The sequence below is a fragment of the Exiguobacterium sp. SH31 genome, assembly GCF_001816105.1.
Classification (GTDB): Bacteria; Bacillota; Bacilli; order Exiguobacteriales; family Exiguobacteriaceae; genus Exiguobacterium; species Exiguobacterium aurantiacum_A.
Genome location: NZ_LYTG01000062.1, coordinates 1 through 25,256, shown reverse-complemented (window position 1 = coordinate 25,256; position 25,256 = coordinate 1). Strand labels below are relative to the sequence as shown.

The window sequence follows — 25,256 nt, the reverse complement described above, 5'->3', positions numbered from 1 at the left end:
TGAGGTGGCTTTTTTTACATGCCTCGTAGTCGTTTGATGCGTTCTTCCGGATTCGGGTGTGTCGAGAACAGTCCGCTCAGCTTTTTCTTCATAGGATCCGAAAAATAAAGTGATGCCGACGCCCGTGACGCCTCTTTCACTGGCGTTTTGACGTTAGCGATCTTCTCGAGCGCCGAAGCGAGTGCGTCCGGGTTCCGCGTCAGCTCAGCTCCGCTCGCATCAGCCAAAAACTCACGATTTCGCGAGATAGCCAGATTGACGAGCGTCGCGATGATCGGAGCTAAAATCAACAGGACGAGCCCGACAATCATAAAGATCGGATTTTGGTTGTTGTCCCGCCGTCCACCGATACTTCGGAAAAACAGCATCCGGGAACCGATGTCACTCATGATGGCGATGACGGAGACGAGGGCGAGCGTCACCGTCGCCAGGCGGACGTCATAGTTTTTAATATGCGCGACCTCGTGGGCGATGACACCTTCGAGTTCTTCGCGGGTCAACTGATCCATTAAACCCGTCGTCACGGCGACAGCTGCCTTCTCGGGTTTGAGCCCGGTCGCGAACGCGTTCGGTGACGGGTCATTGATGATGAAGATCCGTGGCATCGGGACACGGGCGACCATCGCCATGTTCTCGACCGTGTGCCATAAGAAACGATGTTGTTCGACCGATGTGATCTCTTGGGAGTGATTCATCTTCATGACGATATTCGTGCTCGACATGATGACGATCCCGATGTAAAACAACGAGAACACCGGAGTGAAGATGAGCCCTGGGAGCGGATCGCCATAGTTCAAATACGAGATGACAACCCCGACGGCTAAGACGAGGAGGACGAATCCAGCCACGATGAACACGGTTTTAATCTTATTCTTGCGGATTTGTTCATACAGAATCATCGTCGCCACTCCAATCCATTAGAATGAGACGCGAACGTTCTCGCGTTCTTCTTCGCGCGCCTCGAGCATGTCGCGTTTTTCGAACTTCTGGACGGAAGCGATGATGTTCGTCGGGACCGATTCGATTTTCGTATTGTATTTCATGACCGTGTTGTTATACAGCTGTCGCGAGTAAGCGACTTTGTTCTCTGTCTGCGTCAACTCTTCTTGAAGCATCATAAAGTTCTCGTTCGCTTTCAAGTCTGGATACGCCTCGCGCAGCGCGAACAAGTTTTTGAGCGCACCGCTCAGTTGATCATTCACTTCCATCTGTTCCTGACGGCTCGTCTTCGAGCCAAGCTGGTTTCGTAGCTCGACGACTTTCGTGAGCGTCTCTTGTTCATGCTTCGCATACCCTTTCACCGTCTCGACCAAGTTCGGAATCAAGTCGTAACGGCGTTTCAGCTGAACGTCGATCTGCGCCCACGACTCGTCGACCCAGTTTCGATATTTGACAAGTCCGTTGTACATCGAAAAATAGATGACCGCCAAGACGACGATGATACCAATTGCGATAATCCAACCCATTTCAACACCTCATTTCATGATTTACTTCTGTATTAATTCCCTTTCGTCGTATACCATAAGCATAACTTAGAGAATATGTAGAAAATGGTTCATATCTACTGTGGGTTCCCTCACGAATTCATGCAAAGGAGTGTCACAATGTCCGTTCCTACCATCGTTGTTGCCGTGAAAGCGGTAATTGTGCAAGACGACCACCTCCTCATCATCAAACGGGCAGCCGATGACGAGGTCAATCCCGGCACATGGGAGCTCGTCGGCGGTAAACTTGACTTTGGCGAGACGCTCGAACATGCCCTTGAACGGGAAGTATTCGAAGAGTCCGGTTTGCGTGTCGCGGTCCAACAATTGTTGTACGCTACGACGTTTTTGACCGACCCGAATCGCCAAGTCGTCATCATGACGTACTTGGCTCACCCGATCGTGACAACCGTAACCCTCTCCGAGGAACATAGTGACGCCAGATGGGTAACGGCTGACGAAGCACAAAAGTTATTACATCGTCCAATTCTTGACGATCTGGATTCACATGACGTATGGGCCTTGCTTCAACCAAAAATGATCAACTGACAGGAGTGCAAATCATGCTTGTGACTGACCTCGATTCAAGATTGACGGATCTGTACGACGAAATGGTGACGCTTCGACGTCATTTTCACCAATATCCCGAACTGTCGTTTGAAGAACAGGAGACACCAAAAACGATTGCCGCTTATTTGCGCAAGCTCGGCCTCGAAGTCCGCGAAGGCGTCGGCGGCAACGGTGTCGTTGGACGCATTCGAGGCGGTAACGGACCAACCATCGCCTTCCGGGCCGACTTTGACGCTTTGCCGATCCAAGACTTGAAAGACGTGTCGTACCGCTCCAAAGTGAACGGTTCGATGCATGCGTGCGGCCATGACGCCCATACGGCGACACTGCTCGTGCTCGCCAAAGCTTTGAGTGAGACCGACCTGCCGGGAGACGTCGTTCTCATCCATCAGTTTGCGGAAGAACTCGCGCCCGGAGGAGCCGAACCGATGATCGAAGACGGCTGCTTGGACGGTGTCGACTACATCTTCGGCGCTCACATCTGGACGCCGCTCCCGTATGGCACGATCGGGGTAAAAGCAGGTCCGATCATGGCCGCAGCCGACCGCTTCGAGCTGACGATCAAAGGGAAAGGTGGCCACGGCGCGATTCCGCAACATACGGTCGATGCCGTCATGGTCGGGGCGAACGTCGTCGGTCAGTTGCAACAAGTCATCAGCCGTCGCATCGACCCGCTCGAGCCGGCCGTCTTAAGCGTCGGTACGTTCATCGCGGGGCAGGCGTTTAACGTCATCGCCGATGAAGCGAAGCTATCCGGGACGGTCCGAACGTTTACGCTAGAAACGCAAGAACGAATCATCTCAGAGATGGAACGCGCCATCTCCCACGTCTGCGCGGCGAGCGAGGCGACGTATGAGCTCGAATATATCCGCGGCTATCCTCCCGTCATCAATCATTACGCCGAGACAGAACATGTTCGCCAAAGTGCAGCTCGCGTCGTCGGTGAAGCCGGCGTCATCGAGATGTCTCCGCTCATGGTCGGAGAAGATTTCGCCTACTACATGCAACATGTTCCCGGCAGCTTCTTTTTCGCCGGGGCCGGCAATCCTGAAGTCGGCGCCGTCTTCCCTCACCACCATCCTCGCTTTGATGTGGACGAACGGGCCATGCTAAACACCGCCCGCGTCCTCATGCGCGCGGCGTTCGAAACATGGAACACACACAAAAACGAAGACTGACGCCCTAAGGCATCAGTCTTCGTTTGGCGTTTCTGATAACATCGACACGAGAACTTGGTCGACACGTTTCCCGTCCATATCGACGACTTCGAAACGTAACCCGTACGCCTCGACGATGTCTCCGCGTTTCGGGAAGTCACCGAGCGAGTAAATGACGAGCCCTGCTAGCGTGTGGTACAAATTACGGCCCTCATCGAAACGGTTATCTCGAATCCCGAACGTCCGTTTTAAATCTTCAATCCCGAGCAAGCCATCCGCCAAGTACGTCCCGTCCGCGCGGCGGACCACTTCCGGCGTCTCTTCTTCAATCATCACTTCTCCGACAATCTCTTCTAGTATGTCGAACAACGTGACCATACCGAGGAAGCCACCGTATTCATCGAGCACGAACGCGATCTCAACGCCGTTCTTTTGCATCATCTGCAGCACTTGGCTGGCCTCGCGTTGCTTTGGCACGATGAGCGGCTGCTTGATGCGTTTTAAAATTTGTGACGGCTCACGCAACGTCGCGAGCGTTAAAATATCACGGACATCGATGTAGCCGACGAACTCGTCGAGCGAATCGCGTCCGACTGGAAGTTTGTTGTGTTTACTCTCATAAATCGATTTTTTAATATCGTCCATGTCATCCTCGAGGTCGACCCATTCGAGCATCGTCCGCGGCTGCATCAGTTCATAGATCAACTGGTCGTGGAAAGCGAAGACGCGCTCGACTTGTTGCACTTCTTCATGGGCGAACGCCCCTTGCTGCGCCCCTTCGAACAACAACTGTTTAATTTCGAGCTCGGTCTCCCCACTCGACTGTTCTGCTTTCAAGCCAAGCAATTTGAACAAGAACAGTGTCGATTTCGATAAGATCCAAATGAACGGTCGCATGACTTTGCTGAACAAATCAAGCGCCGGAATGATTGACATCGTCACCTGTTCAGGTGACACGAGCGCAATCCGTTTCGGGACAAGTTCTCCGATGATGAGCGACAAATACGTGATAATCGTGACGACGACCACATAGCCGACCGTCGGTGCGTACTGCGCGCTCATTCCGAGCTGTGCAAATAGTTCAGCGAGCGGTGTTGAAAAACGCGCGCCCCCGTAAGCCCCGTTGATGATTCCGATCAATGTGATCCCGACTTGGACGGTCGACAACAGGTCTGTCGGGTCTTTTGAATGTTTGAGCGCAATCTTGGCGCTGCGTTTACCTCGATTCGCCTCAACTTCAAGTTTTGCCGGTTTCGACGAGATGAGCGCGATTTCTGTCATCGCGAACACCCCGTTCAACACGATCAAAAATATGACGATCATTAAATCAATTACTATGGAAGAATCCACTTGTTTCATCACCTCTACGTATATTTCGTACGACTCCATCTCATCATATCAGAGATTCATTATCCACCTGTACCCGTTTTGCTCACAAAAAAAGCCACTTCATTGCGAAGTAGCCTGTTCCGTCGCTTGACGATCGATTGCTGCCGCCTGAGCTTGTTTGAATACAATCACCCCTAGTAGCAAGATCATCAACCCGATGATTTGGCCTGGTGACAGTGATAACCGCGGCATTCCGAACGCTCCGAAGAGGTCGACACCGAGTGCCCAAATCAACTGGGAGACGAGGATGATCGAGACGGATAATGTCGGGCCGAGCAGTTGGATGCTGCGCATCACACAAAATACAACACCGACACCGAGCAAACCACCGAGCGCATAAATCGGTGAAATGTCGAACACGCCGCGGATGTTCCCACCGAAGAGTACGAGCGGGACAAGCGAGCCGACGAACCCGACGATAAAGACGAGCACGGTCGTTGCCCAAGCTCCTAAATACACGTTCATTTTGGCATTGACCGCCGCTTGTACACTGATGAACGCGCCGGCCACCGCTGAACAAATAATTCCTACTAACATGAACTGCCTCCTTATTCATACACCATGCCATTGGCACGTTCGTTTAATCGTTTCGCGTCGAGAATCTTCACTTTCGTCCGACTCCGTTCGACGAGTCCCTCGTCCGCGAACGCCTGCAGCGTCCGATTCAAGTGGCGATAGCTCGTCCCGAGCCATTCGGCGACTTCTTTCCGTTTCAACTGACTCATCTCTTGTTGGAACAACTCATTTCCTGACGCACTGAGTGAGACGAGATAGCCTGCTAACCGCTCTTCAAGCGTCGACATCAGATGATTCGAGGAGGCGTTCGCCTCAATAAATAACTTTTCCGACACTCCACGGAGCAGGTGTTCCGTGAACTCGATCGTCCGGTTATGCGCCCGCAGCGCTTCAAACGGGATGCGCAGACACGTGACCGCCCCGACCGCTTCGACCGTATGCAGGACGTCCCGGCCGCTGGCGTACTCAATATCGCCAATCAAAGACGGCGCCGTCTTCAACCGCAAGAGTCTCAGTTTCCCTTCCTCGCTCAACGTATAAATTTTGACGCGTCCCTCTAAAACGACGAACAACGACTCAATCGTTTGATCGTTCGCACACAACATCGCACCGGTTGGAAATGTCACGATCGACGACGCCGCGAGTGTCTCCGTCGAAAAAAGATGGTGCCAGTTAAGGCGTGTTAACGCAGCTTCAACCCCCATGTCACCCCTCCTCACGTGAATGTATAAATCCCGATACCGACAACCATCAAGGCGAGTCCCATGATTTGACCTTGATTGACAGGCTTCTTCTTCACCCCGAACCAACCGTTCAAATCGATAAGGAACGCCCCGATCAATTGGGCGACGAGCAACACGCAGATTGCCCACGTCACACCGAGTTGCTGGATGGCCGTCAGCTCTCCGAAGACGACGAAGACGCCAAACAACCCGCCTAAACTGTAATACCATGGCACACGCCGGAACGCCGTCATGTCTGCATCACGTTTGAACGCATAAATGCCCAAAGCGAGGATGAGTCCGACAAAGTGGACGATCGTGACGGACAACCAGGCCCCGACCGCGTAACCGAGCTTGGCGTTAAAGATGCCTTGTAGCGCGATGAACGTGCCTGAGAGTACTGCAAAAATGATTCCCATACTTACCTCCTATTCTCCTCGTCTGACTGTACGCGAGAATAAGATGCTTGAAAAGGACATATGTCCAAAAAAAAGAACAACCTAGGTCAAGCCCTTGGTTGTTCGCATCATCATCCTAAAATTTTCACGATTTCTTCCGCGACTTGCTCAGAAGACTGCGGGTTTTGTCCCGTGACAAGGCGATCATCGACGGCGACGTTGACAGCCCAATTGTCGGCTTTGTCAAAATCTCCGCCCTTCTCACGAAGTGCCGTCTCTAACAAGAACGGTACAGCTGAATCGAGTTGCATCTCGACTTCTTCAGCATCCGTGAATCCAGTCACGCGCTTACCTTTTACGAGTGGTTCGCCGTTGCTCAACTTGACGTTGACAAGGCCGATCGGGCCGTGACAGACAGCTGCAACGATATTGCCGCTCTCGTATACGTCTCGAACGACACGCTGTAACGTCTCGCTTCCTGGGAAGTCGACGACTGTCCCGTGTCCACCTGGAAGGAAGACAGCATCATATGTTTCATCCGCTACTTGATCAAGGCGGACCGTATCTTTCAACAAGGTTTTCGTATTTAAGATTTCTTCCGGTAATCCGTCTTCTAGGCTGTTCGCATCGATTGGCACGTCTCCACCTTCGATACTAGCAATCGTTACTTTGTAGCCTTGTTTCTCGAACAAAAGGTACGGTTCAGCGAACTCCCCGAGCCATAACCCTGTTTCGTGGCCGTTCTCTAATTTATTGGCAGATGTCGTGACGATCAGTACGTGTTTAGACATGTGATTTCCTCCTTCTGAAATAAGCATACGAATTAAATGTTCCCGTTGTGGTTCGATTCAAACCATCGAACGCTCGACACGACGAGACGTCACTCTTTTTTTGACCTGGTCATTTTTTTGAAACAGGAGCGGCGCCTGAACTCGTTATACTCGGATTATCAGTCATCAGGAGGGAACCATCGTGACCAAATCGATACTTGAATGGGGATTTCTCGCTGTCGCCGCTTTGATTGTCGTCCTTGTAGTACTCGGTGGAATGTGGACGAACATGTGACCTCGCTTCGCTGAGCTGTCACATGATTGTTCGTTTGAAACACGCCTTAAATCGGGAACAGACCAATGTTGTCCTATCGCCACATTCATTTGAGAAAGGATGTTGAATATGTCAGAACGCGTTTTCATCAGTCCCGCAAAGTATGTGCAAGACAAGAATACGATTGACCGGATCGGAGAGTATGTCGGGCATTTCGGTTCACAGGCACTTCTCATCGCTGACGATATCGTCTGGAGCTTGATCGGGGAACGGGTGACCGCCTCGTTGACGTCGAGCGGTGTGAACGCCGAGAAAGCCGACTTTGTCGGGGAGGCGTCACGTCACGAGATCGAACGGATCGCCAAGGCGGCAGAAGCGAACGAGACGGCGTTCGTCATCGGCATGGGCGGCGGGAAAACGCTCGACACGGCCAAAGCCGTCGCCGATGCGCTTAATGCCCGCATCGTCATCGTGCCGACCATCGCCTCGACTGACGCCCCGACGAGTGCCCTCTCGGTCATCTATACGGATGAAGGTAATTTTGAGAGTTACCGGTTTTATAAGAAGAATCCCGATTTGGTCCTCGTTGACACGAAACTGATTGCCGAAGCCCCGGCCCGCTTCCTCGCCTCAGGGATCGCCGACGCGCTCGCGACGTGGGTCGAGGTCCGGAGCGTCCTCTCGTTCGGGGGCAAGACAATGGCAGGCGGCGTCCCGACGATCGCCGCCGAAGCGATCGCCAAACGCTGTGAAGAAGTCTTGTTCGATTATGGGATTCCGGCTTATGAATCGGTAAAAGCAAAAGTTGTCACGCCAGCGCTTGAAGATGTCGTGGAAGCGAACACGCTATTGAGCGGTCTAGGTTTCGAGAGCGGTGGATTGGCGGCAGCCCACGCCATCCATAATGGCTTCACCGCCTTAGACGGGGAGATCCATCATTTGACGCACGGTGAGAAAGTCGCGTTCGGGACACTCGTCCAGCTCGCGCTTGAAGGACGGACGCAAGCCGAGTTCGAACGGTACGTCGCCCTTTACATGGCGCTTAATTTGCCGGTCACGCTCGAAGACGTGAAACTGAAAGACGCGTCACGAGAAGATATCTTGAAAGTCGGTCAAGCAGCGACCGCTGAAGGGGAAACGATTCATAGCGGTTTCGACGTGTCGCCTGAAGATGTGGCCGACGCCATCATCGCCGCCGACCGTTACGCCCGCCTCTACCAAAGCAAACTAACCTAAAAAGACGAGGAACGGCTACTTGAGCCGTTCCTCGTCTTTAGTTGAAGTTACGAATGAGACGACGATGCCGAGCGCCATACAGCTGACCGTCAGCACGAAAAACGTCAGTTGATTCGCGTAAATAATGTTCGTGAACTGGTTCCAACCCGACGCGTACGCCGCATTTTCAGAAGCTCGTATCCCGTCCCGCAACGAACTTGCCTGCCCGAGGTTCACGTATAGACCGATTCCCGCCATCAATACGCTCCCGGCGAAAAGACCGACCCGCGCGAGACCATTCACCGACGCGACCGTTCTCCTGGCGAGCCGAATCGTGATCCAAATAAACAACAAGACGAACGGCCAGCCGACCAATAAGACGAGCACGTACGGGTTTCCTTCGCCCGCTGGCTCCGTATAGGCGGCCGTCATCGTCTCACCGAGCTTGAATAACATAAATGTGATGAGCGTGATGATGAACCACGCCTTGATCAACTTCTCCATGACAACACCTCGTCCCCAGTATACCAAAAACACCATGCGCTTTCGCACACGGTGTCAAGTCACTCTTTCGGACGAACGGCGTAGTAGATCAAAATGACGAGCCACGTCCAAACCCCGGTAAAGATTCCGAGGATCGCGATGATGAAAAAACCGAGCGGGATCATCGACTTCGTCCGGTTATAGTCTTTCCACATATTCGATAACCCTTTGATATTGAAATACAAAAAGGCAAAGAATAGGACGAGCAATAACAACGGTAAGCCAAAAATAAGTTCCATATGCGTCCACTCCTCTCTTCTGTTGCACAGTGCTTGTCTATACAACCAGTTTACTTCGTTTAAGCCCCCGGCACATCGGGCTGGGGCAGTACATCTATCGGGTCACGAGACGGAGACTGTCGTTTGAGTATTCCCTAATCACTCGTCTTTTCATCATTTCAAAAAAAGGGAAAGGAAAACTATCCATGCATAAGGGGGTCGTCCTAATGAAACTCATCCGCCTGCTGCTCATCCTCGTACTCGTCTTCACCGCCTCGTCTACTTATGCCGCCACACCGTCACCTCAGCCCGGCTACACGATCAAGACGACGAAACTATACTGGCGGGCCATGCAATCGTCACCGGTCGCCAAGACACTCCTCACCAACACACCCGTCCGTTACACAACGTACAATCGAAGCTGGTCGAACGTCTACATCGGGAGCACCCGTTACTTCACACCATCGAGCAATCTAAAGGCCGGTATCCCGAAACTCACGTCAACGGAGCGATTGCGGCTCGTCAACAAGCAACACGGTTTGTCCGCGTCCTATCGGTCCCGTCAACTCGTCACGCTCACCATCCCGACCGTCTATGCGAAAGGAAGCGAACGGACGCTCATGGCTGCCGAGGCGGCGCACGCGCTCGCTCGTCTCTACTATGACGGCCGAAAACAAGGACACACGCTTTACGCATTGAGCGCGTACCGGTCCTACGCCACGCAAAAATCACTCTACAATTATTGGGTCAACGCTCGCGGCACGGCCTATGCCTCGATGTATGTCGCCCGTCCCGGCCATAGTGAGCACCAGACCGGACTTGCCGTCGATATGACGAGCGAGCAGATGCGGATGGGACTATACGCCTCGTTCGATCAGACACCTGAAGGGAAATGGATGATTCAAAACGCGCACCACTACGGCTACATCGTTCGCTATCCAAAAGGCAAAGAAAAGATCACCGGCTACAACTATGAGCCGTGGCATCTTCGCTACGTCGGTGTGAAGGAAGCGACGACGATGAAACAAAACAACTGGACGTTCGAGGAGTGGTGGAGCAAACGCTAAGTCCGAGCATCTAGCCATAGGGAAGCGAGGTGCCCCATGTATACTAGACATGTACGAATTTGCAGAGGAGGACATCTCGATGTGGATTGTAATGAACAAACTAGATGTTGAAAAAGGGAAAGTCGATGCGGTTAAAGCCCGGTTCCAGACGACAAAAGGAATCGAGTTGATGGACGGATTTATCCGCATGCAAGTGTTGACCGATACGTCTGACGAAACGAAAGATCAAGTCGTGATCATGACGACATGGCGCGACGCTGCGAGCTTTGAAAATTGGCGCGACAGCGGTGCCTATAAACACGCCCATAAAAAACGGGATGACGGCACGTCTGAAGTGAAGCCCGTCGTCCTTGGAAATACCGTCACCCAATACGAGGTCGCGATCGAGCACATGGCCTCAACCAATCACGTATAAAATATCTTGCGGTCGGATGATACCGAGAAGCGGTTCACGCTCTTCCCCGGTCTCGGTGATCAAGAGCGCGTCGAGGCGCACACCGTCTTTCATGTTGATGAAATGTTGATGCGCCTCAATGACGGACGTCTCCTTCGCAACGAAACGGTAACGGCGAAGGTGCGGATCGTAATGAAGTACGTCTTTAACTTGAACGCCTTCGAGTGACACGTGCGGGCCGTCGATTGTCTCGGCGAGCCAGCTGGTCACTCCTTTTTTTGTCAATAACCCGCGCCACGAGCCGTCAGTGTTATAGACCGGGAACTGGGAATAGTTTTTATCTCGAATCTCACCGAGCACCTTGACTAACGCGTCATCGGCATTAAACGTCGTCACGAGTTTACGAAACAGCGGAATGACTTGACGCGGATGCAACAGCTCTCGTTCGACTTCGAGAATCAACTCGACGATCGAGTCGTGCGGTTCGGCGATAATGAAATCAGGCTCTCGTCGTTCGTGGACAATCGCATTGCGTAACTGACTCATTTGGTGCAAATCTTCTTTATACCGCTCGATGATCGGATTATGCTTGGCGAGACGGTTGACCATGTTGCTGAAGCTGAAATGTTGTCCGTCTCCCATCTCGCGGCTCAAATAATCTTCAATCCGGTGGTACGATGCGATAAATTCTTCGGCTCGACTCATATGTTCACTCCCCTTATCGCCTATCTATACCCTATTTTTGAATCGTTTGAGCAGGAAACCATTCCTTCGTATCGAATGAATGGACATCACCTATTTTTGAAAGGAGGAGAGCCGATGGCGACCCCGATCCAGCAAGCTACGCCCTTATCCAATCGAGACGCATTCCGCTCCGGGATGCGTGCCGGCATCCCGGTTGCGGTCGGTTATATTCCAATCGCGATCGCGTTTGGCCTCCTCGCCAAATCGTTCGATATGCCAAACGTCATCACGTTGGCCATGTCGTTATTCATCTTTGCCGGTGCGAGCCAATTTATCGGTATTCAATTGATCATGGCCGGCTCGATGTATTGGGAGATCGTCTTGACGACGTTCATTTTGAACTTGCGCCATTTCCTCATGTCGGCCTCGCTGTCGCAACGGATCGAGACAACCTCGAACCGTTTCCTGGCAGCCATCGCATTCGGAGTGACCGATGAAACGTTCAGTGTCGCCTCGACTCGAAACGAAGCGACACGTGGCCACTTTGTCCTCGGTTTGAACTTGATCGCCTTTTTCGCTTGGAACGTCGGGACATGGATCGGCGTATTTCTCGCCTTCGGTCTCCCCCAGTCGGTCCAGGCGAGCATGGGCATCGCCTTGTACGCCATGTTCATCGGATTGCTCGTCCCATCACTCACGCGAAAACCGGTCATCGTCGTCGCGGCGCTTGCCGTCGTGACCCAAGCCGTGCTCTATTGGGGTGTCGCCCCATTCATTCCGCTATCATCGGGTTTGAGTATCATCATCGCGACAATCGTCGCCGCCGGGGTCGGCGCCTTGCTTTATGAACAGGAGGGCGTAACATGATCAGTCTGTTCCTGCTCGTCCTCGCTATGGCGCTCGTCACGTACGTCCCGCGGCTCGTTCCGCTCCTTTGGCTGCGCGACTTGAAGTTACCGCCGCTCTTGAAGCGTTTCTTATTGTTCACGCCGTATGCCGTGCTCGCGAGCTTGATTTTTCCAGGCATTCTCTATTCGACGAGCGGCCTGTCGTCAGCTTTGGCCGGAGGCGTCTTCGCCACCATGCTCGCCTTACTGCGTGTCAATTTGATGCTCGTCGTGCTCGGCGGCATCCTTGGGGTGTACGTCGTCGAAACGTTCATCTGACAAACAGGTCTGTCTCCGCGGAGACAGACCTGTTTGTCATTTAGGCGGACAACGCCTCACGGCGCAACCGAACGAACACATCGACGAACGTCGCGTCCCATTGGGTACCGCGCCCGCTCTCTAAAATCGACAGCGCCTTCTCGACAGGCATCCCTTGCCGATACGGACGGTCTGACGTCATCGCGTCGTAGGCGTCAGCGATTGCCATGATACGGCCGAACAGCGGGATGGCTTCACCGGACAATCCGTCTGGATAGCCGTTCCCGTCGATTCGTTCATGGTGTGACCGTACGCCCGTCATGAGTGGCTGGAGTGAGACCGGCAACGTGATCTGATTCAAAATATGAATCCCGATTGTCGGATGCTCTTGAATTTGGGCGAACTCGTGGTCTGTCAGCTTTCCTTCTTTCAACAAAACGTCGTCACGAATCCCGATCTTTCCGATATCATGAAGCAGCGCCGATTTGCGGAGTAATTCGATTTGTGCCTGCGGCAAGCCTAACGCATATGCCAGTTCGACAGAGTAGGCGGCAACCCGTTCCGAATGGCCGGCCGTGTAGGAATCACGGGCGTCGAGTGTAGCCGCGAACAACACGAACAAGCTGTTCAGGAGTTGCTCGTTTTCTTCCTCACGTTCATTGACGTTCTTCACCATCTGATTGAACCCGTTCACCAGCTGCGAGAATTCATCAGCATACGGGTTGTCGATCGGTTTCAACTCACCGGCATCGAGCTGTTCGATCCCTTGTGTCAACGTGGCGAGCGGACGCTTAATGTTGTCGTATAGGAGCAGGCTGCTGAACGTCGCGACACCGACGATCACGACCAAGATCAACCCGGCCCAACGCCAATATGCGTCGACTTGATCGACAGTCGACAGTTGGACGCCCGAAGCGAGAATGAACAACATGACCGGAAACACCCCGATGACGAGCATACTGATCAAAAGCTTCGTCCGGACGCTAATTGACTGGTACGACGCCTGGAGCGGTGTATCGTACAGCTGCTCACTTTGCTCTTGTAAATGAAGCAACAACGGCTCGACCGATCGATACGTCAAAAAGAACTCGATGAGCGCATGTAAAATCGCAATCAATACCGCCCCAAAAGCCGCCATTCCAATCAAACGGTACGGCAAATTGATCCAGTTTTGTTGAATCGCCAACGCGGTCAAGCTCATCGCCGGCACTGAAAGGCCAAATAAATGCGGTCCTAGTATACGCTTCACCGTCAACGTCGGAAAGTGACTCGTCTGATCGAACGCCTGTTGAAGCGCTTCGTAACTAGGCGTCTCACTTCGAAAGACGCTCTGAATCGGCCGAATGTGACGCCGATACATGACTAGCTCCAAACTGATCATGACCACACCCGACACCGCCATGATCGCAAACAAAGACATCACTTCAGCACGGGATAGTTCGAGCGTTTGGAAGATGAACAGACCCCCGACTCCGAACACCGCGATCCCTGAACCGACGATGTAATTCATAATTAACGTATTTTGAAAGCGTTCAAACACTTTGATCCCTCCTATTCTTCACCGACTTCTCTCATTCTGTTTATCGACCAAAAATCACCCTTTTTCACAACATAAAAAACGAGCCTCTCACTAGAGAGACTCGCTCAATTCACTGATTATGGACGAAGTGGACCTTCGTTGTCGTCAAGTGAACGGTTATCTTGATCTGGCGTGACGTTTTCATGGAACGGGTTCGGTTCTGGACCGTCCACGTTCGTCACATCCGTTGTCCGACTCGTTTCACGTTTCAACTCTTGCTTCGTTTGATCCGATTCACGTTTCGATTGATCGATACCTTGTTTCGCCTGACGCTTCGCAGCTTCGGCTTCTTGATTCATTTGTACTTTCTCTTGTTCGAGACCTTCTTTCGATACTTCCGTCTCATCGATACTCTTCTCAGCTTTTTTCAAATAGCGAGCTGCTGTTTCACGTCCACCGAGACCGAAGGCAAGTCCGAACGCAAGGGCGACAGCACCGAGGATAAGCAGGAACGCCGTATTGACGATCATCGGCGCGATGCCGAGCTGACTGATTGCCATGAAGAAAGCGATCCCGAGAATCGCATACTTAGCGACGTGGCGTAGTACGCTCGGTTGACCTGACGCATCGACGAGCACGCTGCCGACGAGACGCTCTGCCATATTGGCGAGCCAGAAACCGACCGCCAAGACGATGATGGCTGCAATGACCATCGGCAAGTAAGCAAAGATTGCAGTCGCGAGCGAGGCCATGAAGTCGAGGTTAGCGACTTGTAGGGCTTCCGACACGAACAACAAGATGATGATGATTTGAACGATCGTACCGATTACTTGAGCAATCGACGTCGATGATGTCGAACGTCCACCGAGACCCATCTTGCTTGCGAGCGAGTTGACGCCCAAATTCTCAAGAAGGGATACGACCACCCCTTTGAGCCATTTGGCAACGAACACACCAGCGAGAATCAAGACGATCGCGACGATGATGTTCGGGATCATGGCCAAGACGTTGTTCAACATGGAGATGGCAGGGTCTGAGATACCTCGAATGTCGAGTGCCTCAAGTGCTGAAATCGTGACTGGGATCATGATCAAGATGAAGACGACCGTACCGACCGCTTTCGCAAGGCTTGATCCTTTCACGTAATCTGCCAAGTGAAGTTTCTCGGCAAACTTGTTGAGTCCTGCCGCTTCCAAGAACTTCGTCAAAATATCGCGGACAATTTTCGCGACGATATAGCCGATCGCAAAGATGAGTGCTGCTGCGACGAGTTTCGGAATGAAGGCGAGGAAACTGTTCAACAAGTCTTCAAACGGTCCACTGATGCCTCGAAGACCTAGCGCGTCAAGAACGGCAGGAAGTGCTAGCAACAGCACCAAGTAGAAGACGATGTTCGCGACCGTGTCGACCCATTTCGTCTGATTGACACTTGTCGACTCCTGACCTGTCTTCTCCATCAACTTGCTCAAGTTGAGGCGATGACCAGCCATTTGAATCGCTTTTTTCAAGAGCGTCGCGATGATCCAGGCGACGAGTAGAATGAGACCTGCTTTGACGACTCCGGTAATTAAACCTGAGAAGCCTTCATAGATTTGGCTAAACGGCTGCGTGATAGCTGGCACGTTCATAAATTCGAAGATGATTAAGAATGCGAGAAGCAATACTCCAAAGAAGACGACTTTCGCGATGATCCGTTCAGGTGTCCACCGCTTTTCTTCTCTTCCGGGTTTACCCGGCTCCCCTTCTTGCTTGACACCAACACGATCGTCGAGGCGTGCTTTACGCAGCGCTTTACGCGTCACGTTTTCCAGAACTTTCGCCACAGTAAAACCGACGACAAGGACAAGCAGTGCAAGCAAGAGCTCTGGCAACCAAGACATGAACGTGTTGAAATTATACGTTGTATCGTTCATCCGACATCTTCCTCCAATCTCTTTTTAAAATGATTATTATTTCATACGACTCTCTGTATAAATACCAACATTTTCATATGCCTAAACATAGACAATTCGCATCCCGGAATAAATATTAACTGGGAAAATTATTTTCTAGGAAAATTTTACCTCAATAAACAAGGCGTGTCTTTCTAGTTCAAATATGATACGAATTAAGAAGAGTCTTTTTAAGGAGGAGTCAAGATGAACATCGCTCTGATTGCCCATGATAAGAAAAAAGATGATTTAATCGTACTCGTCAAAGCCTATTCTCACATATTAGAGAAACACCATTTGTTTGCGACGGGGACGACCGGAAAACGTGTCGCCGAAGCGACGGGACTTCCGGTCCATTGCTTTAAGTCGGGACCGCTCGGTGGTGACCAAGAAATCGGCGCCTCGGTCGCCCGTGGAGAGATGGATATGATCATCTTCTTCCGCGACCCGTTGACCGCACAACCCCACGAGCCGGACGTGAGTGCATTGATGCGCCTCTGTGACGTCTACTCGATCCCGCTCGCCACAAACATGGGCGGAAGTGAAATCTTGATTCGCAGCATCGAACAAGGCGACTTTGAATCGCTCAAACTTTCCCATAACGACGAACCGCCTGTATGACTATTTTATATAGAAGAGAGGAATTGTCCTGAACCCACATGTATCGAACGATCCGACCGTACAGCAATTTTACGAACAAGTGCGAACACATCTGTCTGAACTGTTAGACGACAACTCAACAGCGGAGCGCTTGCTCAACAGCTTGGCCGGGTATATTCAACAAGCTGAAAGAAGCGGTCAATCCCTAGAAGGCCTGACGAGTCAAGACCCACGCGCCTATGCGATGTTCTTGATCGAAAAACCAAAAACGAACGACGAGTATCGTCGCCGTTACCGCTCCATCATCGAGCAGTCGGGCGAACTTAAAATGCATGAGAAGGTGCAGGCGAACCGTGAGTTCGACTGGGCCGTCGAGCGGTTGAACGAGACGCAGCTCGAACTTCAAGACATCGAAAAGCGTGACGTCTCGTTTCTCGCCTACACAAAAATTGAGGCGATCAAATCGTCTCGCCGCATTTGGAACCAGTTCGGCTGGCTGCTCGGCATGGTGCTCGCGTTCGCTTACGCCAACCTGTTGCTCGTCATGGACGACTTGTTCAGTCTGCGGCTGTTCAGAGCACCGATGGCTTCGTATCCGCTCGATTACTTCGCCTTCGTGTTGCCAGTCTTACTGACCGGTGCCGTCTTCGGTTTACTGACGCGCTTCCGTCACCACTTTCAGACAATTGGACGCCGCATCTTGTTCGCACTGCTCATCATTCTCGTGTATGTCGGCTTCGTGATCCTGATCCAACCGCTCCTGTTCACACTCGGATGGTCGTTTTTAATTCAATTGACGCCGATCTACGCGTTAGTGTTGTTAGCAATCAGCGGCTTCATGGCGCTGTGGACACTCGCCGAGTTTGTCTGGAAGAGCACGCGTTGCCATCTCGGGAACGATACGATGACCATTTACTATTAATGACGCCAGTCTCAGATGAGATGGCGTTTTTTGTTTGAACATTCGTCAGAACGGAAATTACTATTACCGTGACGTCAATTTAATCGTAAGACGAGATGATAAAGGGGGCAGACCATGTCAGACCGTAAAATGATCGGGTTATTTCATAGCGAGCAAGAAGTGATGGACAAAGTGGACGAACTCAAAAAAGCCGGGGAAGCGGAGAAGAATATGCACGTCGTAGCCAAGCGGGACGGGGAAATTTCCGCATTGCGCTATCACACCGATGTGAACGCTGAGTCCGGGATTCGTGATGTCAATTGGCTAGACCGCGTCAAAGCATTCCTTCACGGCAGCGACCGGATTCGCGATGAGCTGCGTAATATGGGTCTTAGCGATGCCGAGGCCGAGGAATATTATGCAGCCATCGACGACGGCAAACTGTTGCTTTACGTCGATAAACATTCGTACGAGCGCTATCCGAATATGTATAAAAAAGACAGCGAGCTCGACCACGATAAAGGTGAAAAGGCAGACGGCATCGCATTCGACGCCAAACCGTTCAATGATCATGATGAAGAACCAAGCGGTACGAAAGAAGATTCGATTGTACGAGGACATTCCGGCTTAGAAGACCATCGCCGATTATAAGGAGGAGACAACCATGAGTGAGAAACGATTTATTAGCATGTACGACACGCAAGAATCAGCTCTAGGAAAGATTGAGGAGCTACGCGCTAAAGGATACAAAGACTCAGACATTTACGTCGTCGCCAAACATGAGGACAGCGTCTCGATTTTGCGCCGTAAAACGGACGTGCACACCGAGGCCTCGCACGATACGGGTTGGTTCGACAAAGTCCGGTCGTTCTTGAGCGGTCATGAAGACGTTCACGCCGGGCTCCGCAACATGGGGTTGAGCGAAGAAGAAGTGAATCGCCATTACAGTGACGTCGAGGCGGGCAAGATTTTGATCTATGTCGATGAAGACTATGAACGCCGTCACAATGAAGGTTTGACGATCGATTCGACGCCTTATAACGAGTCGAAACACGATACGAGCCATCAAGGACATCATACTGCTGACGGTTTGGAAGTCGATTCGAAGCCGTTCAACGAATCAAACGACAAGTCGACTACGCGAGAGCATCGCAATGACGACGGCCTAGAGATCGACTCAAAACCGTTCAACGAATCCTCATCAGACAATCCGAATCGAGCCGTCGATCCAGAGCAAGACACACTGGACGAAAAGGCCAAACTGAACGATAAAGAAGCGAAGCTTCGTGGTCTCGATGACCGTGCTCTACGCAACGATGTTGAAGATCCAGACAACATTCGCCGCTTTTAATGGACAGAAAAGAGGAACCTGACGGCGTCAGGTTCCTCTTTTTTACGTCAATCGATTTTTTGGTTCTTTCCCTTCGAGTACGTTAACGATGGCATCCCGGTTGAGCGCCATCATCGAGAGGCGTGTCTTGATCGTTGCGCTGCCGATATGCGGCAACGTCGTAACGTTCGGAAGCGTCAAGAGCGGATTGTCCATCGTCACCGGCTCTTTCGCGAACACGTCGAGCCCCGCCGCCCAAATTTGCTTGGCTTTCAACGCCTCGTAGAGTGCCGACTCATCAATGATCTCGCCGCGGGCGACATTGATGAAGACGGCCGTGTCTTTCATTTTGGCAAACTGGTCGGCGCCAATCATGCCACGCGTCTGTTCGGTGAGCGGTGCGAGCACGACGACGAAATCCGACTGCTCGAGCAAGTCATCGAGTTCGGCGTAGACGAATCCGTACATCGACTCCGATTCATGACGACGCGTCCGATTATGGTACAAGACGTCCATGTCAAAGCCGCGGGCCCGGCGTGCGACCGCCTCGCCGATGCGTCCCATCCCGATAATCCCGAGCTTCGCCTGATGCAGGTCCATCCCGACGTAGCCCATCGGTGTCCACGATTTCCATTCCCCCGCCCGCAAATCACGTTCTGCCTCTCCGAGCCGGCGCCCGGTCATCATCATGAGTCCGAACGCGAGGTCCGCTGTCGTCTCGGTCAAGACGTCCGGTGTGTTCGTCACGACGATACCGTGCTGTTTTGCCGCTTCGATGTCGATGTTGTTATAACCGACGGCCAAGTTCGAGATGACTTCGAGGTCAGGCGCCTGTTCGATCAACTCGCGGTCGATCGTGTCGCTGAGCATCGTCCATAGCGCATGAGCCGATGCTGCTTCTTTCAACAAGACGTCACGCGGTACGCTCACCGCCTCTTCGTCCCACATGCGGACGTCATACTTATCTCGCAGCGGCGCCACTGCTTCTTCTGGCAGACATCGTGTGATGTAAATTCGTTTCTTCATATCCATTCCCCCTGTTCTTTCTCATCGTAACAAACTTCGAATCAAGATTTGTCTTTAGACATCGGATTCTCTTTTATGAACTGATCGAACAATGAACTAAAGTCACTGTTGAGCAGTTGCTCGATCGTCTTCGAGGAGTCCATCGCATTGCGATACGCGACTTCATTGATGGCAAGTCCGATAGCCCAGGTGATCCCGGATGCCACTGTCGCATTGATCACACTCGCCGCCGCGTTCGCACCTGGGAAGAACTTCATGACGTTCAACAACAGCGTCTTCGAAAGCGTCCGTCCGATTTGCGGGATGATCGTGCTACCAATCAACGTTTTCAACATGTCATCGCTCGCTTTGACGCCCCAATAACGGAACAAGTGGACGCTCATCGTCACTTGGATCGGTGTCAACGCGATCGCATCCGCGAACGGGAGTGGCACGGCAGCAGCCGTCCCAGCACTCGCGACATAGCCCGAGATGATCCGGTTCGCCTTCTTGCGTTTCAGCTTGAGCATCGCTTCGCTCTCCGCATGAATCTCCATGAGCAATCCTTCTTGAAGTGACTGGTCGAGCTGGTCGACCGACCATGTGACGAGACGTTCCCAGTCAAGGTGGTCCCGAAGTTCAGCATCGTTCAATAACTCACCGGCGACACTCACCTGAAAAATTGCGTCTTCCGGTACGACTCCAGCTAATTCGTTTCGCAGCGCCGTCAATTCATCCATGTCGACTTGATCGATTTGCGTCAATAAGACTGCGACAGAAGTGACGTCGTTCAACTGTTTGATCAGCGTCCGATCGAGCGGTGTGACCCGTTTCATCGAGGCGTTGATAGCGTACCAGACGAGGTGCATCTGCTCGGCCGCAGGTTTTGTCTGCGCCCGTTCGACGAAGCCGATGACTTCATCGGCATAAGCCTGTTGACGCTCACTTCCGATCTCGTACCCTTCGCTATCGTAGAGGACGATCGCGATGTCATCACTCATGAACTGGTGGATTCCACGCGTCACCGGCTCGCCGGCCGCCACTTTCGTCAAATCACGACCGAACACATGGTTGACGACCGAGCTCTTCCCAGAACCGGTCGCACCGGCGATTAAAATGTTCGGCTTCTTGACTTCGCCTCGCAGACGACCCAACTCTTCTTTCAAATCGTACGTATCTAAATTAAATGGCGCTTTTTTCTCCATATGACTTCCTCCTCATTGATTGAGCGTACGCCCAAGTTGCTTCATCTCGTTCTCGAATCCACGTTGCACGTCCTGAACAATCGCTTCCCTGACCGTCTCATACTGTTGGTCGATGGCTTTTTTGATGCCCCGCTCCGCTGTCCGGCGCTTGAACGCCCAGTAAATGAAATGAATACCCGGAATCATCCCGAGCACCATCTTTCGAATCGTCCGCTTAAATGAATAATCAAAGCCGAGTTCGACCCGGCGCGTCTTGAAACCGACGTCCGCTTGTTTGCCGACGAGCGGATAGCGCTCCATCAGTTGAATGTAATGACGGACCCCCTGCGCCATCGCTTCTTCTGTCGTGAGCGCGGCCTGTTCGAGCGTGCTCTCCAAATCTTTTTCGATTTGACGCGCTTTCCAGCTGATCATCGCTTGCGGGGTGATCATCCGAATTTTTTCAGCCGAACGGTAACTCCGGTCGCGCCACGCTTCGAGCTCGTCCAATAAATGCCGGGTCAAGTTGAGCGGTAATTTCCGCTCGACATCCTGCCAGAGGTTCGTTCGATTACGTTGCCAGACCCCTTCATAACCGAGCGTCGGTACGACTTGTCCGCTCAACAGCTTTTTCTCGACACTGTTCACCCGGATCATGGCGTCACGATTGATGCCAAGTTCTCGCATCAAGACGTCTTCCATCGCCTCGGCTTTCTCCACGTTCATCGCGCTGTCCGGATTATAGTTCGTCAAGATGATGGTGACGTTACTCTCTTTCGCGTAAAGCGGCTTCAAAATCGCCTCGAGCTCATACGTTTCGACACGCCCTGAGTTGATCGACAGCAAATAATAAATCGTGTGGAACCAGTCAGCGATGTCGAGTGCACCTTCCCGCTTATTGACGACGGCGATGACCGCTTCATGCCATTCTTCAGACCGGTCGGCTTCAAGCCCCCACGTATCAAAAAAGCGGAACAAGATCCCGCGCTCAAGATCGTAATACTCGTATTCGTGCAGACCTTCTGCCGTCACCGGGCTGCCCGCCCGCGACTCGGCCACGTCACGTCCGTAAATATAGTTCAAGAAGGCGCTCTTGCCGACGCCTGTTTTTCCCGCGATCAATATGTTCGAGACAAGCCCCGTGTTGTCCATTTGTTTCCCCCTGCAGTCGTTGTATAATACCATTATACTAAACGGCCGCTTTTGAAACGTCCGACGGAAGGATGAGACGCATGCTTCACCACGTAGAGCTCTATGTTTCTGACTTGAACAAAAGTTTAATCGCTTGGGATTGGCTCCTCACAGAGCTTGGGTATACGGTATACCAACAATGGGAACACGGAAAAAGTTATCGTCATGGTGAGACGTACCTCGTCTTCGTTCAAACCGAACCGGCATACCTCGAACCCTCGTACCATCGGAAGCGAACAGGACTGAACCACCTCGCCTTTCACGCTGAATCGGTGGAGCAACTCGAATCTTTTCGCAGCCGCTTGTCCCGTTACGGCTTCAACGAGCTGTACGCCGACCGTTTTCCGTATGCCGGCGGTCCGAACTACGTCGCGCTCTATTTCGAAGACCCGGATCGCATCAAAGTCGAACTCGTGGCGACGATGTGAACGGATACAAATCCCCTCACCGAAAGTTTGTGAAAACAATTGCAAACTTTTTTAAGACCTCCTAGACTTAAGTTGTCTAAAGGAGGTCTTATTCAAATGGAAAAACAAGTTATCGATTATATGGAAGAAGCCGCCCATAAAAAAGCGACGCTCCTTCATCACTCGTTCGGTCAATACGCACTTCGCTCGCTCGTCGCCGGTTTTTTGATCGGGATCGGCGTCGTCTTCGCTTTCACGGTCGGAAATATGTTCATCGATGTACCAGGGACGATGCTGTTTGCCGGCATGAGTTTCTCGGTCGCACTCGTCTTTATCGTCTGGATGGGCGGAGAGCTGTTTACGAGTAACACGATGTACTTGTATACCGGTGCGAAGCGTGGACGTGTCGCCTGGAGCGATCTCGTCAAAGTGTGGGGCATCAGCTGGATCGGCAACTTGGTCGGTGCGCTGTTGCTCACTATCCTTGTGATTGGCGCCCACAGCATGGGTGACATGAATAGTGACCACTTGCTAACAGTCGTAGCTGCCAAAAAAATGGGCGGTGACGCACTCGCCATTTTCTTAAAAGGAATTCTTTGTAACGTACTCGTCTGTATCGCCATCTTCATGCCGCTCAAGACGCAAAACGACGTCGCCAAAATCATGTTGACGATGCTACCGGTCGTCGTCTTTTTCGCCGCCGGTTTCGAGCACTCGATCGCCAACATGGGTATCTTCGGGCTCGCCCTCTATTATGTGCCGTCTGAAGCCATCAATATCGGGCTCGCACTCTATAATCTACTGTTTGCCACACTCGGCAATATTGTCGGGGGCGCCTTGTTCGTCGCCGGCACGTACCTCCATTTGAATGCAAAACCTGGGACGGCGAACGTGGAAACGCTCCGCCAGAACGCATAAAAAGACAGGGGCCCCGATGCAGGGCCCCTGTTGTTGCGTAAATGATTATTTTAACGAATCAGCAGCGGCGACTTGAACCGTACCTTCTGCGACTTCGTCCTCGTCAACGTCCCAACATTCCGTGTTCTCGATGCCGAGCTTACGGGCCGAGAAGCGTGGGTTGAGACCTTGGGCCCGCTGCTCTTCGTAGTCACGAAGTACTTTGAAGGCAACGCCGCCGAGGAGCGAGATGGCGACCAAGTTGATGAGTGTCATACCGGCCATGAACAAGTCGGCGAGGCTCCAAACGAAGCCAAGGCTCGCGACCGAACCGAGGAAGACAAAGCCCATCGTGAGAAGGCGGAAACCGAAGACAGCGCCTTTACTCTTCTTGATGAACTCGATATTCGTCTCGCCGTAGTAGTAGCTACCGACGATCGAGCTGAACGCGAACAAGAAGACACTGACTGCGATGAAGCCAGGTGCCCAAGCACCAATTTGTTCAGATAACGCGTTTTGAAGGAGTGCAATCCCTTCACCGTTACCAGCCGCATAGCTATCTGAGAGAAGGACGATGGCTGCTGTCGCCGTACAGACGATCAACGTATCCAAGAAGACACCGAGCGTCTGCATGAAACCTTGTTTCGCCGGGTGCGACACTTCTGCCGTCGCTGCTGCGTTCGGTGCCGAACCCATACCAGCTTCGTTCGAGAAGAGACCACGACGTACGCCCATCATGATGGCCGCACCGACCGATCCGCCGAACGCTTGCTCGATTCCGAACGCGCTCTTGAAGATCATGCCAATCACAGCAGGAATTTCCGCGATGTTAACAACAACGACGTAAAGGGCGATAGCCAAGTAAAGAACAGCCATGATTGGTACGACGATTGCCGAGAAGTTGGCGACACGTTGGACGCCACCGAAGATGACGAGTCCTGTCAAGACGACGAGGATAGCGCCACCGACTGCGGCTTCGAGACCGAACGCGTTATCAAACGCCGCTGCGATCGTGTTTGATTGTACCGAGTTGAAGATGAGACCGAACGTGAAGGCGATCAACACCGCGAAGATGATACCGAGGACTCGGTTGTTCAAACCTTTTTCAATGTAGTAAGCTGGACCGCCGCGGTATGCGACGTCGTCTTTTACTTTATACACTTGAGCGAGCGTACTCTCGATCATTGCGGTTGCGCCACCGACGAGGGCGACGATCCACATCCAGAAAACCGCTCCCGGTCCACCGAGTGTGATCGCGACCGTGACCCCGGCCAAGTTACCAGTTCCAATTCGTGTTGCCGCTCCGATGAAGAACGACTTCGCCGAGCTGATACTCTTACTGTCTGTGAGCTCTGATTTTTCTGTGACGACACGGAACATCTCTTTTAAATAGCGGAATTGCATAAACCTTGTCTTGACCGTAAAGTAAATCCCGGCCCCGATCAATCCGACGATAAGCACGTACGACCATAAAATGTTGTTTAAAAAGTCGACGCTTCCTTGTAACAAGTTTTGTACAGCTTCCATGAATAAGTTCCTCCCTGTTGTGGAAATCTAAGTTGAAGATTTTTTATGATGTCTTAGTTCTGAATTATACAAAGATTCTGACAATTAGCAACAATTTTTTTATAGGTTAGTTCACAAAAAATTCACATGATATGCGACAAAAAGCCCGAAAAACAGACATTTAAAGCGCTTACATACTATTTCGGAAGAATGAACAAATCATCATTTTTATTTTTTTA

At 52.0% G+C, this 25,256-nt stretch carries 29 protein-coding genes; 13 read left to right on the top strand and 16 right to left on the bottom strand.

The genetic code is table 11. From position 1 onward, the window contains the following. Positions 1 to 14: 14 nt before the first annotated feature. Together htpX and A6395_RS09150 are read right to left on the bottom strand one after the other, a co-directional pair. The gene (gene htpX / locus A6395_RS09155) at positions 15 to 896 is read right to left on the bottom strand and encodes a zinc metalloprotease HtpX (protein ID WP_071398784.1); all 882 of its coding nucleotides are present in this window, start codon (positions 894 to 896) and stop codon (positions 15 to 17) included. Between the two features lie 21 nt (positions 897 to 917). After that, entirely contained in the window at positions 918 to 1,466 is a 549-nt protein-coding gene (locus A6395_RS09150) for a LemA family protein (protein ID WP_071398774.1), read from the bottom strand. A gap of 138 nt (positions 1,467 to 1,604) precedes the next feature. Here A6395_RS09150 and A6395_RS09145 point away from each other — a divergent pair, with 138 nt between their 5' ends. Both A6395_RS09145 and A6395_RS09140 read left to right on the top strand, forming a co-directional pair. Beyond that, positions 1,605 to 2,033, top strand: coding sequence for an NUDIX hydrolase (locus A6395_RS09145; protein ID WP_071398773.1), 429 nt, complete (start codon positions 1,605 to 1,607; stop codon positions 2,031 to 2,033). A 14-nt stretch (positions 2,034 to 2,047) separates the two neighbouring features. Then, entirely contained in the window at positions 2,048 to 3,232 is a 1,185-nt protein-coding gene (locus A6395_RS09140) for an amidohydrolase (RefSeq protein WP_071398772.1), read from the top strand. 12 nt (positions 3,233 to 3,244) lie between these two features. Here A6395_RS09140 and A6395_RS09135 read toward each other — a convergent pair whose 3' ends face one another. From A6395_RS09135 to A6395_RS09115, 5 genes are all read right to left on the bottom strand, one after another. Continuing rightward, on the bottom strand, positions 3,245 to 4,534 hold the full coding sequence (locus tag A6395_RS09135; RefSeq protein ID WP_233589702.1) for a hemolysin family protein: 1,290 nt from the start codon (positions 4,532 to 4,534) through the stop codon (positions 3,245 to 3,247). A gap of 126 nt (positions 4,535 to 4,660) precedes the next feature. Further along, positions 4,661 to 5,137 carry a DMT family transporter gene (locus tag A6395_RS09130; RefSeq protein ID WP_071398771.1) on the bottom strand — a complete coding sequence of 159 codons (477 nt, stop codon included), beginning with the start codon at positions 5,135 to 5,137 and terminating at the stop codon, positions 4,661 to 4,663. Between the two features lie 11 nt (positions 5,138 to 5,148). After that, positions 5,149 to 5,820: a Crp/Fnr family transcriptional regulator gene (locus A6395_RS09125; protein ID WP_084813021.1), complete on the bottom strand. Its 672-nt coding sequence runs from the start codon at positions 5,818 to 5,820 to the stop codon at positions 5,149 to 5,151. Positions 5,821 to 5,831: 11 nt separating this feature from the next. Next, entirely contained in the window at positions 5,832 to 6,257 is a 426-nt protein-coding gene (locus tag A6395_RS09120; RefSeq protein WP_016507911.1) for a DMT family transporter, read from the bottom strand. Positions 6,258 to 6,367: 110 nt separating this feature from the next. Then, positions 6,368 to 7,027 (bottom strand): type 1 glutamine amidotransferase domain-containing protein, encoded by a 660-nt coding sequence (locus A6395_RS09115; protein WP_071398770.1) that lies wholly within the window; start codon positions 7,025 to 7,027, stop codon positions 6,368 to 6,370. A 382-nt stretch (positions 7,028 to 7,409) separates the two neighbouring features. On the opposite strand from A6395_RS09115, the gene A6395_RS09110 reads away from it, so the two are divergent. Continuing rightward, positions 7,410 to 8,516, top strand: coding sequence for a glycerol dehydrogenase (locus A6395_RS09110; RefSeq protein WP_071398769.1), 1,107 nt, complete (start codon positions 7,410 to 7,412; stop codon positions 8,514 to 8,516). A gap of 15 nt (positions 8,517 to 8,531) precedes the next feature. Here A6395_RS09110 and A6395_RS09105 read toward each other — a convergent pair whose 3' ends face one another. Together A6395_RS09105 and A6395_RS09100 are read right to left on the bottom strand one after the other, a co-directional pair. Beyond that, a complete protein-coding gene (locus A6395_RS09105; RefSeq protein ID WP_071398768.1) occupies positions 8,532 to 8,999 on the bottom strand; it encodes a hypothetical protein in 468 nt (155 codons plus the stop codon). Positions 9,000 to 9,058: 59 nt separating this feature from the next. Then, a complete protein-coding gene (locus A6395_RS09100; RefSeq protein WP_016507949.1) occupies positions 9,059 to 9,277 on the bottom strand; it encodes a hypothetical protein in 219 nt (72 codons plus the stop codon). Between the two features lie 206 nt (positions 9,278 to 9,483). On the opposite strand from A6395_RS09100, the gene A6395_RS09095 reads away from it, so the two are divergent. Together A6395_RS09095 and A6395_RS09090 are read left to right on the top strand one after the other, a co-directional pair. Next, positions 9,484 to 10,323, top strand: coding sequence for a M15 family metallopeptidase (locus A6395_RS09095; RefSeq protein WP_071398767.1), 840 nt, complete (start codon positions 9,484 to 9,486; stop codon positions 10,321 to 10,323). Positions 10,324 to 10,402: 79 nt separating this feature from the next. Then, positions 10,403 to 10,738: an antibiotic biosynthesis monooxygenase gene (locus tag A6395_RS09090; protein WP_071398766.1), complete on the top strand. Its 336-nt coding sequence runs from the start codon at positions 10,403 to 10,405 to the stop codon at positions 10,736 to 10,738. Here A6395_RS09090 and A6395_RS09085 read toward each other — a convergent pair. Beyond that, positions 10,721 to 11,422 (bottom strand): CBS domain-containing protein, encoded by a 702-nt coding sequence (locus tag A6395_RS09085; RefSeq protein WP_071398765.1) that lies wholly within the window; start codon positions 11,420 to 11,422, stop codon positions 10,721 to 10,723. The genes A6395_RS09090 and A6395_RS09085 overlap by 18 nt on opposite strands. A gap of 114 nt (positions 11,423 to 11,536) precedes the next feature. On the opposite strand from A6395_RS09085, the gene A6395_RS09080 reads away from it, so the two are divergent. Continuing rightward, positions 11,537 to 12,268 (top strand): AzlC family ABC transporter permease, encoded by a 732-nt coding sequence (locus A6395_RS09080; protein WP_071398764.1) that lies wholly within the window; start codon positions 11,537 to 11,539, stop codon positions 12,266 to 12,268. Further along, a complete protein-coding gene (locus tag A6395_RS09075; protein WP_071398763.1) occupies positions 12,265 to 12,567 on the top strand; it encodes an AzlD domain-containing protein in 303 nt (100 codons plus the stop codon). The genes A6395_RS09080 and A6395_RS09075 overlap by 4 nt, the downstream gene beginning before the upstream one ends. 40 nt (positions 12,568 to 12,607) lie before the next feature. Here A6395_RS09075 and A6395_RS09070 read toward each other — a convergent pair whose 3' ends face one another. Beyond that, a complete protein-coding gene (locus tag A6395_RS09070) occupies positions 12,608 to 14,086 on the bottom strand; it encodes an HD domain-containing phosphohydrolase (RefSeq protein WP_084813019.1) in 1,479 nt (492 codons plus the stop codon). 116 nt (positions 14,087 to 14,202) lie between these two features. Next, positions 14,203 to 15,978 carry a mechanosensitive ion channel gene (locus tag A6395_RS09065; protein ID WP_071398761.1) on the bottom strand — a complete coding sequence of 592 codons (1,776 nt, stop codon included), beginning with the start codon at positions 15,976 to 15,978 and terminating at the stop codon, positions 14,203 to 14,205. 225 nt (positions 15,979 to 16,203) lie between these two features. Between A6395_RS09065 and A6395_RS09060 the strand changes: the two genes are divergently transcribed. The 4 genes from A6395_RS09060 to A6395_RS09045 all read left to right on the top strand — a co-directional run bounded on the left by A6395_RS09060 (position 16,204) and on the right by A6395_RS09045 (position 18,848). Beyond that, positions 16,204 to 16,617 carry a methylglyoxal synthase gene (locus tag A6395_RS09060; protein WP_071398760.1) on the top strand — a complete coding sequence of 138 codons (414 nt, stop codon included), beginning with the start codon at positions 16,204 to 16,206 and terminating at the stop codon, positions 16,615 to 16,617. Positions 16,618 to 16,696: 79 nt separating this feature from the next. Next, positions 16,697 to 17,518: a hypothetical protein gene (locus A6395_RS09055; RefSeq protein WP_071398759.1), complete on the top strand. Its 822-nt coding sequence runs from the start codon at positions 16,697 to 16,699 to the stop codon at positions 17,516 to 17,518. A 114-nt stretch (positions 17,519 to 17,632) separates the two neighbouring features. After that, positions 17,633 to 18,148, top strand: coding sequence for a YflT domain-containing protein (locus A6395_RS09050; RefSeq protein WP_071398758.1), 516 nt, complete (start codon positions 17,633 to 17,635; stop codon positions 18,146 to 18,148). 13 nt (positions 18,149 to 18,161) lie between these two features. Continuing rightward, on the top strand, positions 18,162 to 18,848 hold the full coding sequence (locus A6395_RS09045) for a YflT domain-containing protein (protein ID WP_071398757.1): 687 nt from the start codon (positions 18,162 to 18,164) through the stop codon (positions 18,846 to 18,848). Between the two features lie 42 nt (positions 18,849 to 18,890). On the opposite strand, the gene A6395_RS09040 is transcribed toward A6395_RS09045, so the two are convergent. The 3 genes from A6395_RS09040 to A6395_RS09030 are packed head-to-tail and all read right to left on the bottom strand — an operon-like array spanning position 18,891 to position 22,168. Continuing rightward, entirely contained in the window at positions 18,891 to 19,853 is a 963-nt protein-coding gene (locus A6395_RS09040; protein ID WP_071398756.1) for a 2-hydroxyacid dehydrogenase, read from the bottom strand. Between the two features lie 41 nt (positions 19,854 to 19,894). After that, positions 19,895 to 21,037 carry a YcjF family protein gene (locus A6395_RS09035; protein WP_070328051.1) on the bottom strand — a complete coding sequence of 381 codons (1,143 nt, stop codon included), beginning with the start codon at positions 21,035 to 21,037 and terminating at the stop codon, positions 19,895 to 19,897. A gap of 12 nt (positions 21,038 to 21,049) precedes the next feature. Further along, positions 21,050 to 22,168, bottom strand: coding sequence for a GTPase (locus A6395_RS09030; protein ID WP_071398755.1), 1,119 nt, complete (start codon positions 22,166 to 22,168; stop codon positions 21,050 to 21,052). Positions 22,169 to 22,248: 80 nt separating this feature from the next. Between A6395_RS09030 and A6395_RS09025 the strand changes: the two genes are divergently transcribed. Continuing rightward, positions 22,249 to 22,635 (top strand): VOC family protein, encoded by a 387-nt coding sequence (locus A6395_RS09025; protein WP_070328049.1) that lies wholly within the window; start codon positions 22,249 to 22,251, stop codon positions 22,633 to 22,635. 96 nt (positions 22,636 to 22,731) lie between these two features. Continuing rightward, positions 22,732 to 23,532 carry a formate/nitrite transporter family protein gene (locus A6395_RS09020; protein WP_071398754.1) on the top strand — a complete coding sequence of 267 codons (801 nt, stop codon included), beginning with the start codon at positions 22,732 to 22,734 and terminating at the stop codon, positions 23,530 to 23,532. A 45-nt stretch (positions 23,533 to 23,577) separates the two neighbouring features. On the opposite strand, the gene A6395_RS09015 is transcribed toward A6395_RS09020, so the two are convergent. Then, complete coding sequence (locus A6395_RS09015; protein ID WP_071398753.1) at positions 23,578 to 25,038, bottom strand: alanine/glycine:cation symporter family protein; 1,461 nt, start codon at positions 25,036 to 25,038, stop codon at positions 23,578 to 23,580. Positions 25,039 to 25,256: the final 218 nt, after the last annotated feature.